The organism is Azospirillum lipoferum, assembly GCF_024170005.1.
GTDB classification, from domain to species: Bacteria; Pseudomonadota; Alphaproteobacteria; order Azospirillales; family Azospirillaceae; genus Azospirillum; species Azospirillum lipoferum.
In genome coordinates, this window is the sequence record NZ_JALJXJ010000002.1 from 380915 (window position 1) to 395518 (window position 14604).

At 68.6% G+C, this 14604-nt stretch carries 14 protein-coding genes; 6 read left to right on the forward strand and 8 right to left on the reverse strand.

The window, feature by feature from the left end:
- The 5 genes from J2848_RS05675 (at position 1) to J2848_RS05695 (ending at position 3768) form a co-directional block, all read left to right on the forward strand.
- Positions 1 to 729, forward strand: coding sequence for an AzlC family ABC transporter permease (locus tag J2848_RS05675; RefSeq protein ID WP_246193689.1), 729 nt, complete (start codon positions 1 to 3; stop codon positions 727 to 729).
- Entirely contained in the window at positions 722 to 1030 is a 309-nt protein-coding gene (locus tag J2848_RS05680) for an AzlD family protein (RefSeq protein ID WP_149230071.1), read from the forward strand. The genes J2848_RS05675 and J2848_RS05680 overlap by 8 nt, the downstream gene beginning before the upstream one ends.
- Before the next feature lie 56 nt (positions 1031 to 1086).
- The gene (rsmA, locus tag J2848_RS05685; RefSeq protein WP_149230070.1) at positions 1087 to 1983 is read left to right on the forward strand and encodes a 16S rRNA (adenine(1518)-N(6)/adenine(1519)-N(6))-dimethyltransferase RsmA; all 897 of its coding nucleotides are present in this window, start codon (positions 1087 to 1089) and stop codon (positions 1981 to 1983) included.
- Positions 1980 to 2399 (forward strand): alternative ribosome rescue aminoacyl-tRNA hydrolase ArfB, encoded by a 420-nt coding sequence (gene arfB / locus J2848_RS05690; protein ID WP_149230069.1) that lies wholly within the window; start codon positions 1980 to 1982, stop codon positions 2397 to 2399. Before rsmA ends, arfB begins: the two co-directional genes overlap by 4 nt.
- A gap of 133 nt (positions 2400 to 2532) precedes the next feature.
- On the forward strand, positions 2533 to 3768 hold the full coding sequence (locus J2848_RS05695) for an MFS transporter (protein WP_149230068.1): 1236 nt from the start codon (positions 2533 to 2535) through the stop codon (positions 3766 to 3768).
- 22 nt (positions 3769 to 3790) lie between these two features.
- On the opposite strand, the gene J2848_RS05700 is transcribed toward J2848_RS05695, so the two are convergent.
- The 8 genes from J2848_RS05700 to J2848_RS05735 all read right to left on the reverse strand — a co-directional run bounded on the left by J2848_RS05700 (position 3791) and on the right by J2848_RS05735 (position 13979).
- Complete coding sequence (locus J2848_RS05700) at positions 3791 to 5086, reverse strand: O-acetylhomoserine aminocarboxypropyltransferase (RefSeq protein WP_149230067.1); 1296 nt, start codon at positions 5084 to 5086, stop codon at positions 3791 to 3793.
- Between the two features lie 21 nt (positions 5087 to 5107).
- Positions 5108 to 5629, reverse strand: a complete 522-nt coding sequence (locus J2848_RS05705; protein WP_149230066.1) for a CoA-binding protein — start codon at positions 5627 to 5629, stop codon at positions 5108 to 5110.
- On the reverse strand, positions 5626 to 6432 hold the full coding sequence (locus tag J2848_RS05710; protein WP_149230065.1) for an enoyl-CoA hydratase: 807 nt from the start codon (positions 6430 to 6432) through the stop codon (positions 5626 to 5628). Before J2848_RS05710 ends, J2848_RS05705 begins: the two co-directional genes overlap by 4 nt.
- A gap of 230 nt (positions 6433 to 6662) precedes the next feature.
- A complete protein-coding gene (locus J2848_RS05715; protein ID WP_149230064.1) occupies positions 6663 to 10148 on the reverse strand; it encodes a DEAD/DEAH box helicase in 3486 nt (1161 codons plus the stop codon).
- A 184-nt stretch (positions 10149 to 10332) separates the two neighbouring features.
- Positions 10333 to 10998, reverse strand: a complete 666-nt coding sequence (locus J2848_RS05720) for a phosphatase PAP2 family protein (protein WP_149230063.1) — start codon at positions 10996 to 10998, stop codon at positions 10333 to 10335.
- Between the two features lie 103 nt (positions 10999 to 11101).
- Positions 11102 to 12496 (reverse strand): PleD family two-component system response regulator, encoded by a 1395-nt coding sequence (locus J2848_RS05725; RefSeq protein WP_149230062.1) that lies wholly within the window; start codon positions 12494 to 12496, stop codon positions 11102 to 11104.
- 41 nt (positions 12497 to 12537) lie between these two features.
- Positions 12538 to 12945 (reverse strand): response regulator, encoded by a 408-nt coding sequence (locus tag J2848_RS05730; RefSeq protein ID WP_149230061.1) that lies wholly within the window; start codon positions 12943 to 12945, stop codon positions 12538 to 12540.
- Between the two features lie 317 nt (positions 12946 to 13262).
- The gene (locus J2848_RS05735; protein WP_149230060.1) at positions 13263 to 13979 is read right to left on the reverse strand and encodes a GGDEF domain-containing protein; all 717 of its coding nucleotides are present in this window, start codon (positions 13977 to 13979) and stop codon (positions 13263 to 13265) included.
- Positions 13980 to 14350: 371 nt separating this feature from the next.
- On the opposite strand from J2848_RS05735, the gene J2848_RS05740 reads away from it, so the two are divergent.
- The gene (locus J2848_RS05740; RefSeq protein WP_149230059.1) at positions 14351 to 14602 is read left to right on the forward strand and encodes a type II toxin-antitoxin system ParD family antitoxin; all 252 of its coding nucleotides are present in this window, start codon (positions 14351 to 14353) and stop codon (positions 14600 to 14602) included.
- Positions 14603 to 14604: the final 2 nt, after the last annotated feature.

The following is a 14604-nucleotide window of genomic DNA, read 5'->3' on the forward strand; positions in this document are numbered from 1 at the left end:
ATGAGCATGGACAGCATCACCATACCGGCATCCCCGCGGCAGGAGTTCGCGTCGGGCGTCGTCCATTGCCTGCCCATCGTGGCGGGCGCGGTCCCCTTCGGCTTCCTGCTGGGCAGCCTCGCCGCCAAGGCCGGGCTGTCGGCGCTGGACATGGGGCTGATGAGCGCCCTGGTCTTCGCCGGCAGTTCCCAGTTCGTCGCCGTCGAGCTGCTGGACAAAAATGGGAGCGGGGGCAGCGCCGGACTGGCGGTGGTCGGCGCCATCCTGCTGGTCAACCTGCGCCACCTGCTGATGGGGGCGACGCTGGAGCAGCAGTTCCGGGGCGTTCCGCGGGCACGGGCCGGGCTGGCACTGTTCTTCATGACCGACGAGCAATGGGCGCTGGCGCTGCGCCGCGGGCCGGAACTGACGCTGGCATACTGGTACGGGGTGGCGGCGACACTCTATCTGGCGTGGTTGACCAGCACGGTGGCCGGGACGCTGGCCGGCGCGCTGATCGCCGATCCCACTGCCTGGGGGTTGGATTTCACCTTCATCGCCGTCTTCCTCTGCCTGCTGGCCGGGTTCTGGCGCGGCGCCGGTTCGCTGCCGCCCTGGCTGGCGAGTGCCGCCGCGGCATTGGCCGTCCATGCGCTGTCCTCCGGCGGCACCTGGCACATTCTGGCCGGCGCCCTGGCCGGCGGAGCGGTCGCCGCCGTCCAGGGGAAGAGGAGGATGCGCGATGCCTGAGTCCCTGCAACTGGACTGGAGCGTCTTCGCCGTCGTGCTGGGCGGGGCGCTGGTCACCTGGATGACGCGGATCGGCGGGCCGTGGCTGATCGCCCGGACACGGCCGGGTCCGGCGGCGAGTGCGGCGCTGGAGGCAACGCCGGGCGCGGTGCTGGTGGCGCTGGTGGCGCCGGCCGCCCTGTCGCGCCCGTCCGACGCGCTGGCCGCCGCCTTCGTCTGCCTGATCGCCCGGCGGGTGCCGATGGTGGTCGCGGTGGTGGCCGGCGTGGTCGCCGTGGTGGTGCTGCGCCGGCTGATCTAATCCCCGTCGCAAACTGCCGTCTGGTGAAGCGGGCGGGGGATGCCTATAAGTCGGGGATGACCGACCCGATCTCCGCCCCCGCCCCGTCCACATCTGCCCCCGCCGCCTTCGACCCGCACGCCCTGCCGCCGCTGCGCGACGTGATCGCGCGCTTCGGGCTGGAGGCGCGCAAGTCGCTGGGTCAGAACTTCCTGCTCGACCTGAACCTGACGGGGCGGATCGCACGGTCGGCCAACCTGCCGGCCGGCACCACAGCGATCGAGGTCGGCCCCGGTCCCGGCGGCCTGACCCGCGCGCTGCTGGCGACGAACGCGGTGAAGGTCATCGCCATCGAACGCGACCGCCGCTTCATCGAGGCGTTGCAGGACGTGATCGAGGCCTCGCAGGGCCGGCTGTCGATCGTCGAGGCCGACGCCCTGACCGTCGATCCGGAGGAGTTGGCGCCCGCCCCGCGCGCCATCGTCGCCAACCTGCCCTACAATGTGGCGACACCGCTCCTGCTCGGCTGGCTGGCGCGGATCGAGGCCTATGTCAGCCTGACGCTGATGTTCCAGAAGGAGGTCGCCGACCGGCTGGTGGCAAAGCCGGGCAGCAAGGCCTATGGCCGGCTCTCGGTGATCACGCAGTGGCGCTCCGACGCCCGCGTGCTGTTCAACCTGCCGCCGCGCGCCTTCACCCCGCCGCCGAAGGTCGAATCGACGGTGGTCCACTTGACGCCGCGGGCCAACCCGGAGCCGGCCGACTGGCGCGCGCTGGAGCAGGTCACCGCCGCCGCCTTCGGGCAACGCCGCAAGATGCTGCGCCAGAGCCTGAAGTCGCTGGGCAATGCCGAAGCGCTGCTGGAGGAGACCGGCATCGCCCCGACGGCGCGGGCGGAGGAGATCGACGTCGCCGGCTTCGCCGCGCTGGCCCGCGCCTTCCGCGCCCGTAACCCACTTGAGAGTCCGGCATGATCCGGGTCAATCCCCGCATCAGCCTGGACGAAAGCGAGTTGCAGGAGGAGTTCGTCCGCGCCTCCGGCCCCGGCGGCCAGCACGTCAACAAGACCGAGACGGCGGTCCAGCTGCGCTTCGACGTGCGCCGCTCCCCCAACCTGCCCGACCCGGTGCGCTATCGGCTGGAGCGGCTGGCCGGTTCCCGCCTGACCCAGGACGGCGTGCTGATCCTGGTGGCCGACCGTTACCGCTCGCAGATGCGCAACCGCGAGGACGCGCGCGAGCGCCTGATCGACCTGATCCGCGAAGCCGCCGCCCCTCCCCCGCCGCCCCGCCGTCCGACCAAGCCGACCAAGGGATCCAAGGAGCGCCGGCTGGAGGGGAAAGCCAAGCGGTCGGAGGTGAAGAAGATGCGCGGGAACGTGCAGGACTGACTCCGGGCCGTCACGGGCATGTCCGCCATGAGGCGGGTGCATTGGACGGTTCAACCATCCCGTGCCAGCCTTGGCGTTCGCTTGCCTGTGAAACATTCCCCAATCCGGACGGGTGCGGGGCCGGAGACGTTCGATGAGCCATCCATCCGCCACTCTGCCGTCGCCGACCTCGGCCCGCCTGTCCGTCGGTTTCGCCTGGGTCGGGCATTCGCTGATGCACATCGTCTCGGCGCTGTTCCTGACCATCGTGCTGGCGCTGGAGACGGAATGGAAGCTGTCCTATGACGAGCTGATCCGGCTGTGGACGCTGGGCGCCTTCATGATCGGACTGGGGGCGCCGCTGGCCGGCTGGCTCGGCGACCGCTGGAGTTCGGCCGGCATGATCGCCGTCTTCTACCTGATGACCGGCGCCGGGGCGGTTCTGGCCGGGCTGTCTGACGGGCCGACGATGCTGATGTGGTCGCTGGCCCTGCTGGGGCTGGGGGCCTCGATCTACCACCCCGTCGGCATGGCCTGGATGATGGCCAATGCCGAGAACCGCGGCAAGGCGATGGGCTGGCTCGGCCTGTTCGGCACCTTCGGCGTCGCCACCGCCGCGGTGGTCGCCGGCAGCCTGACGCAGTGGCTGAACTGGCGCATGGCCTTCATCATCCCCGGTGCGATCTGCCTCGTGCTGGGCGTGGCGCTGACGCTGCTGATGGTGACCGGCGTGGTTCAGGACCGCCATGCCGACGTGAAGCCGCAGCCCAAGCCGTCGCGCGGCGATGTGGTGCGCGCCTTCTTCGTGCTGTCGCTGACCATGGTCTGTGCCGGGCTGATCTTCAACGCCATGCAGGTGGTGCTGCCCAAGCTGTTCGAGGCGCGGCTGGGTGGCTGGCTCGGCAGCGGCACGCTGGGCGTCGGCGGGCTGGTGACGGCGGTCTACCTGATCTCCGCCCTGCCGCAGATGATCGGCGGCGTGCTGGCCGACCGTCATTCGCTGAAGCGGGTCTACATGCTCTGCCTGCTGGCCCAGATCCCGCTGATGGCGGCGGTGGCCGTCCTGGTTGACCTGCCGCTGGTGGCTGCCGCGGCGCTGGTCGTCATCGCCTCGCAGACGCAGATCCCGGCGGAAAACATGCTGCTGGCCCGCTACACCCCGGACAAGCACCGCGGGCTGGCCTTCGGCGCCAAATACATCCTGTCCTTCGGCGCCGGCCCGCTGGCGGTTCAGCTGGTCGCCTGGGTCTATGAGCGTACCGGCGAGTTCACCCTGCTCTACCTGACCCTGTCGGTGCTGGCCGCCCTGGCCTTCGCCGCCGCCCTCCTGCTGCCGGACGACCGCAGGAAGGCCGACGTGGTGGCGGAGCCGGTGCCGGCGGCGGAGTGACCCGCCGCCGACTTCCTGGACCTTACGCAACCGTCTTGTTCAGCGCCTGATCGAGGTCGGCGATAATGTCTTCCGGCGTTTCCAGCCCGATCGACAGGCGGATCACGTCGGGGCCGGCGCCGGCCGAGGCCTGGGCCTCCGCCGAGAGCTGGCGGTGGGTGGTCGAGGACGGGTGGATGATCAGCGAGCGTGCGTCGCCAATGTTGGCGAGGTGGCTGAACAGCTCCACGCTCTCCACCACCTTCACGCCGGCCTCGAAGCCGCCCTTGACGCCGAAGGTCAGCACCGCACCGGCGCCGCGCGGCAGGTACTTCTGCGCCAGCGCATGGTACTTCGACGATTCGAGTCCGGCATAGCTGACCCAGCTCACCGCCGGATGGCTTTCCAGGAACTGTGCCACCTTCAGCGCGCTGTCCGCATGGCGCTGCATGCGCAGCGGCAGGGTTTCGATACCGTTCAGCGTCAGGAAGGCGTTCATCGGCGCCTGGCTCGGCCCCAGGTCGCGCAGGCCGACGGCATGGCCGTGGATGGTGAAGGCCAGATGGCCGAAGGTCTCGTGGAAGCGCAGGCCGTGATAGCCGGGATCGGGCTCGCTGAGCGCCGGGAACTTGCCCGACTTGCTCCAGTCGAACTTGCCGCTGTCGACCACCACGCCGCCGACCGAGGTGCCGTTGCCGGACAGGAACTTGGTGGTCGAATGCACCACCAGCGTGGCGCCCCACTGGATCGGATTGATCAGGTAGGGCGTCGCCAGCGTGTTGTCGACGATCAGCGGGATGCCGGCCTCGTCGGCGATCTTCGCGATTGCCTCGATGTCGGTCACCACGCCGCCGGGGTTGGCGAGGCTCTCGACGAAGATCGCCTTGGTCTTCTCGGTCAGCGCCGCCTTGACGTTGTTCACGTCGTCCGTGTCGACGAAGCTGGGTTCCCAGCCGAAGGCGCGCGGGAAGCTGATGCCGAGCTGGTTCAGCGAGCCGCCATAGAGCTTCTTCGACGCGACGATGTGGTCGCCGGGCGCCATCAGCGGGAACAGGGCGAGCAGCTGGGCGGCATGGCCGGACGAGGTCGCGGTGGCACCGGCGCCGCCTTCCAGGTTGGCGAGCCGCTCCTCCAGCACCGCCACCGTCGGATTGGTCAGGCGGGAATAGATGAAGCCGACCTTCTGCAGGTTGAACAGCGAGGCGGCATCGTCGACATCCTCGAAGACGAAGCTGGTGGTCTGGTAGATCGGCGTCTGGCGGGCGCCGGTCGCCGGGTCGGGAGCGGCGCCGGCATGGATGGCGCGGGTCTCGAAGCCGAAGCTCTTCTGCTCAGTCATCTGTGTGATTCCCCCAATTTTTCAGATCAGTTTCTTGAACGATTTCGTCGGCGCCATGCGGCGCGTCACCAGCACGTTGGAATTGACCCCGATCCGGCCGATCTCGCCGTAGAGGCGCTGGATTTCCATCTTCGGACAGCGGTCCATCACCATTGTCAGGCCGGCCGCCCGGGCCCTTGCCGCCGCCTCGTCGTTGCGGACGCCGAGCTGCATCCACACCACCTTCGCCCCCACCGCGATCGCCTCGTCCGTCACCCCGCCGGCAGCGGCGGCGTTGCGGAAGATGTCCACCATGTCCGGCGGCTCCGGCAGATCCTTCAGGCTGGCGTAGACGGGCAGGCCGAGGATGGTCTGACCGGCCATCTTCGGGTTGACCGGAATGACGCGATAGCCCTTGTCGCGCAGGTACTTCATCACGAAGAAGCTGGCCTTCACCGGATCGGCGCTGGCGCCGACGACGGCGACGCTCTTCACGCTTTCCAGAACGCCGCGCAGGAAGGCATCGGTGTAGTCGGCCGGCTCGGTGATCTTGAACTCGCTCATTGGCCGCACCAGACCGGCTTGCGCTTGCCCAGGAAGGCGTCGATGCCCTCGGTGGCGTCCCGCGCCATCATGTTCTCGGTCATTACCCGGGCGGCGTAGGCATAGGCGCCTTCCACGTCCAGATCGATCTGGCGGTAGAAGGCCTCCTTGCCGGTGGCCAGCGTCAGCGGCGACTTGGAGGCGATCCTGGCGGCGACGCCGGCCACCACCTCGTCCAGCTGGTCGGCGGGCACCGCGCGGTTGACGAGGCCGATGCGCTCCGCCTCCTCCGCATCGATCAGGTCGCCCAGCAGCAGCATCTCCATCGCCGCCTTGCGCCCGACCGCGCGGGTCAGCGCCACCATCGGCGTCGAGCAGAACAGGCCGATATTGACGCCCGGAGTCGCGAAGCGCGCGTCCTCCTCGCAATAGGCGAGGTCGCAGGTCGCCACCAGTTGGCAACCGGCAGCGGTCGCCACGCCGCGGACCTTGGCGATCACCGGCTGACGGATGCGGTTGATCGTCAGCATCAGGCGCGAGCACTGGGTGAACAGCGCCTCGTACAGCTCCCGCGACGGGGCGGCGCGCATCTCCTTCAGATCGTGCCCGGCACAGAACACCCCGCCGGCCCCGGTCAGCACCACGGCGCGCACGCTCCGATCCTCGTCGATGGCGTCCAGCGCGTCCTGCAACGACGCCATCAGCGCCACCGACAGCGCGTTGCGCGCCTTCGGCCGGTTCAGCGTCAGCGTGGCGACCCCGTCGCGGTCCTCGCGCAGGACCAGCGGGGCATGGGGGTCGTGGGTGGTGACTGCGGCGCTCATGCTTGTTGTCCTCCCGTGCGTCTTCGGCTTGCTGATTTTGGTTGCGCACCGCGGGCAGCTTAACGCGCAAAGCCTGCGGGCAACACGGGGAACCTGCAAGGCAGGGAGAATGAGACGACAGGCGGGAAAGGATTTCAACAGGGATTTTTGTGAGAAGGCGCTTAAAGTCTTCTTATGAAGTAGATTTTAATGACGGCGACGCAAACCGGCGGGAGAGGGAACACCGCGTCCTACTCCTCGTCGCCATCACCGAGCAGATAGTCGATATCGCCACCGTCGAGCGCACTGACCAGCCCCTTGCCTTCGATGGTGGCGGCGGACAGGCTGCCCTTGCGGCGCTGGAGGTCGAGGATGCGTTCCTCCACCGTGTTGGCGGCGATCAGCTTGTAGACGAAGACCGGCTTGTCCTGGCCGATGCGATAGGCGCGGTCGGTCGCCTGATCCTCGGCGGCCGGGTTCCACCAGGGATCATAGTGGATCACCGTGTCGGCGGCGGTCAGGTTCAGGCCGCGGCCGCCGGCCTTCAGGCTGATGAGGAAGACCGGGACCTCGCGGTTCTGGAAGCGGTTCACCGGCTCGGCACGGTCCAGCGTGCGGCCGGTCAGCTCGACATAGGGGATGGCGGCCTTCTCCAGCTCCAGCTTGATCAGGTCGAGCATGGTGGTGAATTGCGAGAAGATCAGGATACGCCGGCCTTCCGGCACCATCTCCTTCACCATCTCGGTCAGGGCGTGCAGCTTGGCGCTTGGCCGCGCCTTGCCGCCCAGCGCGGCGATGGATTTCAGCAGGCGCGGGTCGCAGCAGACCTGCCGCAGCTTCAACAGCGCGTCGATCACCGCGATGGCGTTCTGGCCCAGCCCCTTGCCGCTGGCGGCCAGCGCCGCGCGCACCGTCTCGTTCACCGACAGGCGGATGGTCTCGTAGAGGTCGCGCTGGTCGCGTTCCAGGTCGATGCGCACCACCACCTCGGTCTTCGGCGGCAGTTCCTTCGCCACCGCCTCCTTGGTGCGGCGGAGCAGGAAGGGGCGGATGCGGCGCATCAGCAGGTTGGCGCGGGTGTTGTCGCCGCGCTTCTCGATCGGCACGCGGTAGCGCTTGCCGAAATCCTTGCGGTCGCCCAGCAGGCCCGGCATCAGGAAGGCGAACTGGCTCCACAGCTCACCCAGGTTGTTCTCCACCGGCGTACCGGACAGGCAGAGCCGGTGCCGCGCCGGCAGAGCCGACACCGCGCGGGTCGCCTTGCCGTCGGGATTCTTGATTGCCTGGGCCTCGTCCAGCACGATCATGTGCCAGGTCAGCCGCTTCAGCAGGTCGAGGTCGCGCGCCACCACGCCATAGGTGGTGACGACGATGTGGGCGCGGTCAAGCTCCGACAGCCTGCCATGGCGGTCGACGCCGTGCAGCACGACGACGCGCAGATGCGGGGTGAAACGCTCCGCCTCCGCCACCCAGTTGGGCACGAGGCTGGTCGGCACCACCACCATGCAGGGTTCGGTCAGCCGGCCCTCATGCTCTTCCATGGCGATGTGGGCCAGCGTCTGGGCGGTCTTGCCGAGGCCCATGTCGTCGGCCAGGATGCCGGCGACGCCGTTGGCGCGCAGGCTCTGCATCCAGGCGAGACCGGCACGCTGGTAATCGCGCAGCTCACCCTTGAAGCCCGGCGGCGGGGTCATGTCGCCCGGCATCTCGTCGGCGCGCAGACGCTGGAGATAGCCGTCGATCTGCGCCGTCTCGTCGCCGCGCCGGGCGATCAGGTCGTCGATGTCCAGCAGCGAATCGGCCTCGGCCAGCGGCACCTTCAGCCGGTCGCCGCTGCTGCGCCCGCTGTCCAGCATGGCTTCGAGAACGCTAAGCAGCCGCTCGATGCGCTCGGCCGGCAGGGCCAGGACGTTGCCGTCGTCGAGAACGATGTGGGCGCGGCCGTCGATGATCCTGGTGCTCGACAGGCCGCCCTTCTCCACCAGCCGGGCCAGGATCGGCAGCAGCGGCTGGCGCTCGCCGTCGATCTCGACGCCGACATCCAGGTCGAACCAGCCGTCGCCGGCATCGCGGACGGCGACCTCCACTTCGGCACCCGGCTCGATCACCTTGGTGCCGAAATCGGCGCCGACCTCGACGATCCAGCCGGCCTTGGTCAGGGCAGGAATCTCGTTGGTCAGGAAATGCTGCCAGCGCTCCTCGACGTCGCGGCCGGTCAGCCAATGGACGCGGGAACCGCGGGCGTTCAAGGCACCCTTCGGCGGCTCGATCCGCGCCTGGGCGAAACCGAGGCCGGACAGCCGGTCCAGCGCCGCCTGCTCGTCGGCCTTGTCGCGGCGGACGAAGGTGACGTCGCCGAAATCATCCTCGTAACGGGCGAACTGGCGCTGGTCGTCGGGTTCGATCTCCACCGCGCGGCCCGGTTCGCCATAGTCGAAGGACAGGCGGAGCACATCGACCAGCCCGTCGGCCGGCGTCACCACGCGGCCGAGGCGGGCGATGATGCGGGGAGAACGGTCGAGGATAGCGGCGGCGTCGGCCGCCCCGCTGCGCACGCCGGGAATGGCGTTGTCGCGGAAGCTGGAGGTGGCGATGGATGGAGGCGGCGGAGTGATGCGCGGCATCGACGCCACACCACCGCGCGACGGGCCGAACAGACGGGACGGATTGGCCTTCGACGGAACCGGCGGCGGTGGCGGAGCGGCCGGGACCGGCTTGGCCTTCGGCACCTCCACCACCTGGAGGTCGACCGGGAAAACGGTGCCGGTGGCGCTGTCGACGCACCAATAGGACTGGCCCTTCACCAGAACGCTGCGTTCGGGCAGGCCGGTCGGGCGCAGCTTGCGGGTGGCGGGGTCGCGGAAGGTGCGGACGGTGCGGCCCGGCGCCTCGGCCAGCGGGGTACCGTCGCGCCAGCGCAGCCGGCCGGTGGAGAGCAGACGGCGCAGCAGGCGGTCCACCGCCTCGCCCCGGCTCTTGGCGACAGGGGTGCGTTCGGTGCCGCCGCCGCCGAGCAGCCGGGCGATGGCACGGTCGGCGTCACCGTCCAGCGAGCGCGGCGCCTTGGCCAGCACGTCGCGCGGCGTGGCGGGGCTGCTGTCGGTCGAACCTTCGGCCACGAACTCCGCCAGGATATAGCAGGCGATATCGCCCTGCCCCGGCTCCAGAATCCAGCGCAGGCTGCGCACCCCCTCCGGCTTTGGCGCCGGAGGGGGTGGCGGTGGCGGCGCCACGCTGCGGATCGGCGGCGGGACCGGCGGACGGACCAGGGTCAGCGGCGGCTTGGGCGCAGGCAGTGCGGGCGGTGTCGGCAGGCTCGGCGTAAACGCGACCGGAACCGGCGGAGGGGGTGGGGGCGGTGCCAGCGGCGCCTTCACGTCGGCGACATCGAACAACGAGGCGCGGCGCCATTCCGGCCGGCTTTCCAGCGCCAGCATCGCCGCCGCTGCCATATGGGCGCAGGCGTTGCGGCCACAGGAACAGCTCCGGTCGAGAACCACGCCGCGCTTGCCCTGCACCGGCGTCACCGTCACCGTCAGCCGGCGGCCGAGGTCGCTGACCTCCGCCTCGATCCGGTCGCCGCCGGCAGGACCAAGCGTCACGGCACCCGTCATCATCAGCGTGCGGCCGCGCTGCAACGTCTTGGCATCGAAGACGCGCGTCAGGTCCTCCTGACCGAAGGGGACGGCGGCGCCACCCGATGAGGGGCCACGCGGCAAGGCATCGAAGAGCGACATGCTGTGCGGAGGTGACCAGGCCAGAGCGGGAACGGAACGGAAACAGGGCGTCGGTATAGGGCGTTGCGCGGCACGGCGCAAGCCTTTGGCTTAAGCGTTGGCGTGAACGGCGCCGCACAGGCGGAACCGGGCGCGGCCGTCCGTCATAACACAGGACGCCGCCAGCTTCACCCCGGTTGGTGACTTATCCGCGGGCGCCGGGGAAGATGCGGCCGGCCAACTCGCACAGGCCGGCGCCGCTGCCGAGCTGATGGGCGGCCCAGCGGATGGTGCCCTCGACAAAGGACGGGTCGCCGGCATGGACCAGCAGGGCCAGTCCCAGCGCCATCGCCCCCGCAAGCCAGGGCGACGGGCGCAGGCGCGGGGCGCCGTCCTTGCGGCTGCTCCACAGGAACAGCAGGGCCGACAGGCCGCCGATCATCAGCCCGGCCACCACCTCCGCCCCCGAATGGGCGGAGACCGCAACGCGCGAGGCGCCGATGGCCAGCACCAGCGCCACCGCCGCCAGCGGCAGCCCGACGCGCAGCCAGCGCGATTCGGCATTGCGCGCGGCCAGCGCCGCCACCGACCCGTAGAAGACGGCGGAGAAGGCGGCGTGACCGCTGGGGCTGATGAAGCGGTCGCCGGCGAACAGCGACGGAAACAACGGAAAGTCCGGCAGGCCGCAGCCGTGCCCCACCAGCTTCAGCACCACCATGGCACCCAGGCACAGCGACAGGGCCAGCAGCCAGCGCAGCGCCAGCGGCGCCGAATGGTGCCGCCACAGCGCAGTCGCATAGAGGGCGGAAAGCGGAACGAGAAGGCTGCTGCTGCCCAGATGGGTGATGGCGCCGCTGGCGGTGGCGAGCATCGGATCCCCATGGATGCCGGTGGAAAGGAATGGCTTTGCCAGATGGTGCGGCGCAGCACGGAGGACAAGGGAACGAAAAAGGGGTGCGGATGTACCGTTTCCCCTACCCCTCCAGCTGGTCGGCGCGGGCGTCGGCGATGACACAGTTGCGCCCCGACCGCTTGGCTTCGTACAGCGCCTCGTCGGCGCGGCGGACCAGCCCTTCGGCGGTGTCACCCAGACGTCCGCCGATGGAAATGCCGATCGACACCGTCACGTTGATCTCGCCGCGGTCGGCCGACACGGCGAAGGGGGTGTCGGCGATGCGCGAGCGCAGGCGCTCGGCGACGATCAGCGCCGCTTCCCCATCGGTGTCCGGCAGGATGACGATGAACTCCTCGCCGCCCAGGCGGGCGACGAGGTCGAAGGTGCGCAGGTTGCGGCTGGCACGGGCGGAGACCTCGCGCAGCACCTCGTCGCCGATGGCATGGCCGTAGGTGTCGTTGACCACCTTGAAATGGTCGATGTCGAACATCAGCACCGACACCGGCTTGTGGCTGTCGATGGCGCGTTCCAGCAGCCGCGGCAGATGGGCGTTGACGTAGCGGCGGTTGAAGACGCCGGTCAGGCTGTCGGTCAGCGCCATCGACAGGCTTTGCTCGTAATTGGAGCGCAGCCGTTCCTGATAGCGCTTGCGCCGGATCTGGGTGCGGGCGCGGGCCAGCAACTCGTTCCGGTCGACCGGCTTGACGACGTAATCGTTTGCGCCGAGTTCCAGCCCCTTCGCCACCTGCCCCAGGTCGCCTTCGTCCACCATCAGCAGGATCGGCACCTGCCGCGTGCGCTCGTGCGAGCGCAACTGCGAACAGAGCCGCAGCCCGTCCTCGTTCAGCAGGGTCAGGCTGACCGCCACCAGATCGAGCGGCGTGCCCAGCGCGCGTTCCAGCGCCTTGGCGCCGGTGTCGGCCGAGAACACCGTGTTGTGGTCGCGCTCCAGCGTCTCCGTCACCTTTTCCAGGTCGAGGGCGGAGTCCTCCAGCACCAGCACATTGGCGCGCTCGAAGGATTCGCTCAGCATGGTGCCGCTGCGCTCGATGACGCCGAACTGGCCCGACGTGCTTTCGCGCAGGCGCCATTCGTCCATCATCATCTTCAGCCGCACCAGCGAGCGGACGCGCGCGAACAGCGCGATGTCGTTCACCGGCTTGGTCAGGAAATCGTCGGCTCCGGCCTCCAGCCCGCGGACACGGTCGGCGATGTCCGACAGCGCCGTGACCATCACAACCGGGATGTGCATGGTGGCGGGATCGGAGCGGATCCTCTCGCACACCTCGAACCCGTCCATGCCCGGCATCATGACGTCCAGCAGGACGATGTCCGGCGATTCCTTCCGCACCATCTCCAGCGCGTCGGGTCCGTTGAAGGCGGTCAGCACGTTGAAGTATTCGCGCGTCAGCTTCGCCGCGAGCAGCTTCACATTGGGCAGAACGTCATCGACGACAAGGACACGCGCGGACATCGGAAGGGAAATCCTGCAGAATTGGCACAGACGAAAGCGACTTAGCCGAGAAACTTCTTGACCGTTTCGAGGAACTTTACGACCGATATGGGCTTGGCCACATAATCCTCGCAACCGCCCTGCCGGATTTTCTCTTCGTCGCCCTTCATGGCGAAGGCTGTGACGGCGACGACCGGGATGCACTTCAACTCGGGATCGTCCTTGATCCAGCGGGTGACCTCCAGTCCCGACACTTCGGGAAGCTGGATGTCCATCAGGATCAGGTCGGGACGGTGCAGGCGCGCCAGCCGCATCGCCTCCATGCCTTCACGGGTCTGCAGCGTGCCATAGCCGTGTGCTTCGAGCAGGTCATGAAAGAGCTTCATGTTCAGCTCGTTGTCCTCGACGATGAGGACGGTCTTGGTCGGCTTACCACCGGTCGCCAATGGACCGCACGGCTCCGCTGACATGCATCCTCCCTGGGTGTGACCCCCGCGTTCACGCTGCCTGTTCACACTGCCCAATGCCGCAACTCCGCACCGCTGACGCGTCACCCCGGCCGTCAGGCCGAAGGCGCGGTCGCGGTACCGCAGATCCGGTATACCCCCTTTCTGATTAGGTCGCGACGGTTAAATAGTCGTTAGCGGAGCGCTGCCTGCGCTCCTTATCGGGCTGCGATCACCCTGTCGGCAAACGAAAAACCGCCCGCGGCGGGCGCGGGCGGCGTTCGGTTGTCGCGAGCAGCAATCTCCGAAGGGCGATGACCAGTGGGCGAAGGCCGGGAGCCTCAGGCCGCCCGCTTCGCCTTGCGCTTGGCATCACGGCGGCGGGCTCCCTTGGCGCCATACATCATGGCGTCGGCACGGCGCATCACCTCGTCCTCGCTGTCTTCGGCGCCATAGGGCTGGGTGCCGACGGAGAAGCGGACCGGCAGGCTCTCGCCGCCCCATTCCACATGGGTGGCGTCGGCGATGGCGGCCAGCTGGCGGGCACGGGCAAGGCCGCTGGCGGTGTCGGTGTTGGTCAGCAGCACGGCGAACTCGTCACCGCCGAGCCGGGCGACCACGTCCTCCTGCCGGACATTGCCGACGATCATCCGCGCCACCTGCCGCAGATAGGCATCGCCGGCGACATGGCCGTGGGTGTCGTTGATCGCCTTGAAGCCGTCCAGGTCGATCATGACCAGCAGCCCGCCGGCGGCACCGCTACGCCGGGCCGAGGCCAGTTCGCGGCGGAAGTGGCTGTAGAAACCGCGCCGGTTCAGCAGGCCGGTCAGCTCGTCGGTCATCGTCAGGCTTTCCAGGTAGGCGATGCGCTCCTGCAGCTCGGCGATCGTGTCTTTCGCCTCGGCGAGCAGCGCGATCGTCTCGTCCAGCGTCTGGCGCTCAGTCCCCCGCAGAAGCCCGACGCGCGAGGCCAGCGCAACAGGCGACCAATCGGCCTGCCTGTCGAAACGGTCGGCGGCGTGATGCTTCAGGTCCAGGGCGGCGACGATGGCGTTCATGGGGTCGGCTCCTCAGATGAAGGTCGGAACACTTCGCCTTCCTCCAAGCAACCACTGTGCCAACCCGCCGCGTCCCGCAGATAACAAGCATTTTATGCATTTCCGGCGGATTGCGCCGTCGGATCACCGGGCGGAGGTGGAGCCTCTTTCCCACCTGACCGGCATCTTCTGCCCACCCCAACCGTTCGGGGCAGGAAATCCCTGCCGGGGTTGCAGGGCAGCGGAAGGGGCCAGCAAAAGCCTCAGCTCCTACACAGAACTGTCGCATCCCCGGCTGTGGTGTCAGGCTGAACTTGGCAAAGACCGCGCTGCCGTGACAAACTTTGCCATGCTTCCAATCCTCAGACGAGGATGGCAACGAGGAGGATGAAATGCCGACGATGAACATCAGCCTGCCCGAGAAGCTGGCCTCCTTCGTCGAGCAGGAAGTCGCGAGCGGCGGGTACTCATCGCAAAGCGAGGTGGTGCGTGATGCACTTCGCCTGCTCCACCGGGAACGGGCCGCTGAGCACGAGCGGCAGGAGATGCTCCGGCGCGCCGTTATGGTCGGAATCGACGATTGGAAGGCCGGTCGTCTTGACGACCGCCCCATCGACGAGATCCTCGATGAAATCGAGGACTGAGC

Bases quoted from the DNA above. Each gene is read 5' to 3' on its own strand.
- J2848_RS05710 (WP_149230065.1), bottom strand. From the start codon at position 6,432: ATGAGCGCCGCAGTCACCACCCACGACCCCCATGCCCCGCTGGTCCTG.
- J2848_RS05715 (WP_149230064.1), bottom strand. From the start codon at position 10,148: ATGTCGCTCTTCGATGCCTTGCCGCGTGGCCCCTCATCGGGTGGCGCC.
- arfB (WP_149230069.1), top strand. From the start codon at position 1,980: ATGATCCGGGTCAATCCCCGCATCAGCCTGGACGAAAGCGAGTTGCAG.
- rsmA (WP_149230070.1), top strand. From the start codon at position 1,087: ATGACCGACCCGATCTCCGCCCCCGCCCCGTCCACATCTGCCCCCGCC.
- J2848_RS05725 (WP_149230062.1), bottom strand. From the start codon at position 12,496: ATGTCCGCGCGTGTCCTTGTCGTCGATGACGTTCTGCCCAATGTGAAG.
- J2848_RS05730 (WP_149230061.1), bottom strand. From the start codon at position 12,945: ATGTCAGCGGAGCCGTGCGGTCCATTGGCGACCGGTGGTAAGCCGACC.
- J2848_RS05680 (WP_149230071.1), top strand. From the start codon at position 722: ATGCCTGAGTCCCTGCAACTGGACTGGAGCGTCTTCGCCGTCGTGCTG.
- J2848_RS05720 (WP_149230063.1), bottom strand. From the start codon at position 10,998: ATGCTCGCCACCGCCAGCGGCGCCATCACCCATCTGGGCAGCAGCAGC.
- J2848_RS05695 (WP_149230068.1), top strand. From the start codon at position 2,533: ATGAGCCATCCATCCGCCACTCTGCCGTCGCCGACCTCGGCCCGCCTG.
- J2848_RS05700 (WP_149230067.1), bottom strand. From the start codon at position 5,086: ATGACTGAGCAGAAGAGCTTCGGCTTCGAGACCCGCGCCATCCATGCC.
- J2848_RS05675 (WP_246193689.1), top strand. From the start codon at position 1: ATGAGCATGGACAGCATCACCATACCGGCATCCCCGCGGCAGGAGTTC.
- J2848_RS05705 (WP_149230066.1), bottom strand. From the start codon at position 5,629: ATGAGCGAGTTCAAGATCACCGAGCCGGCCGACTACACCGATGCCTTC.
- J2848_RS05735 (WP_149230060.1), bottom strand. From the start codon at position 13,979: ATGAACGCCATCGTCGCCGCCCTGGACCTGAAGCATCACGCCGCCGAC.
- J2848_RS05740 (WP_149230059.1), top strand. From the start codon at position 14,351: ATGCCGACGATGAACATCAGCCTGCCCGAGAAGCTGGCCTCCTTCGTC.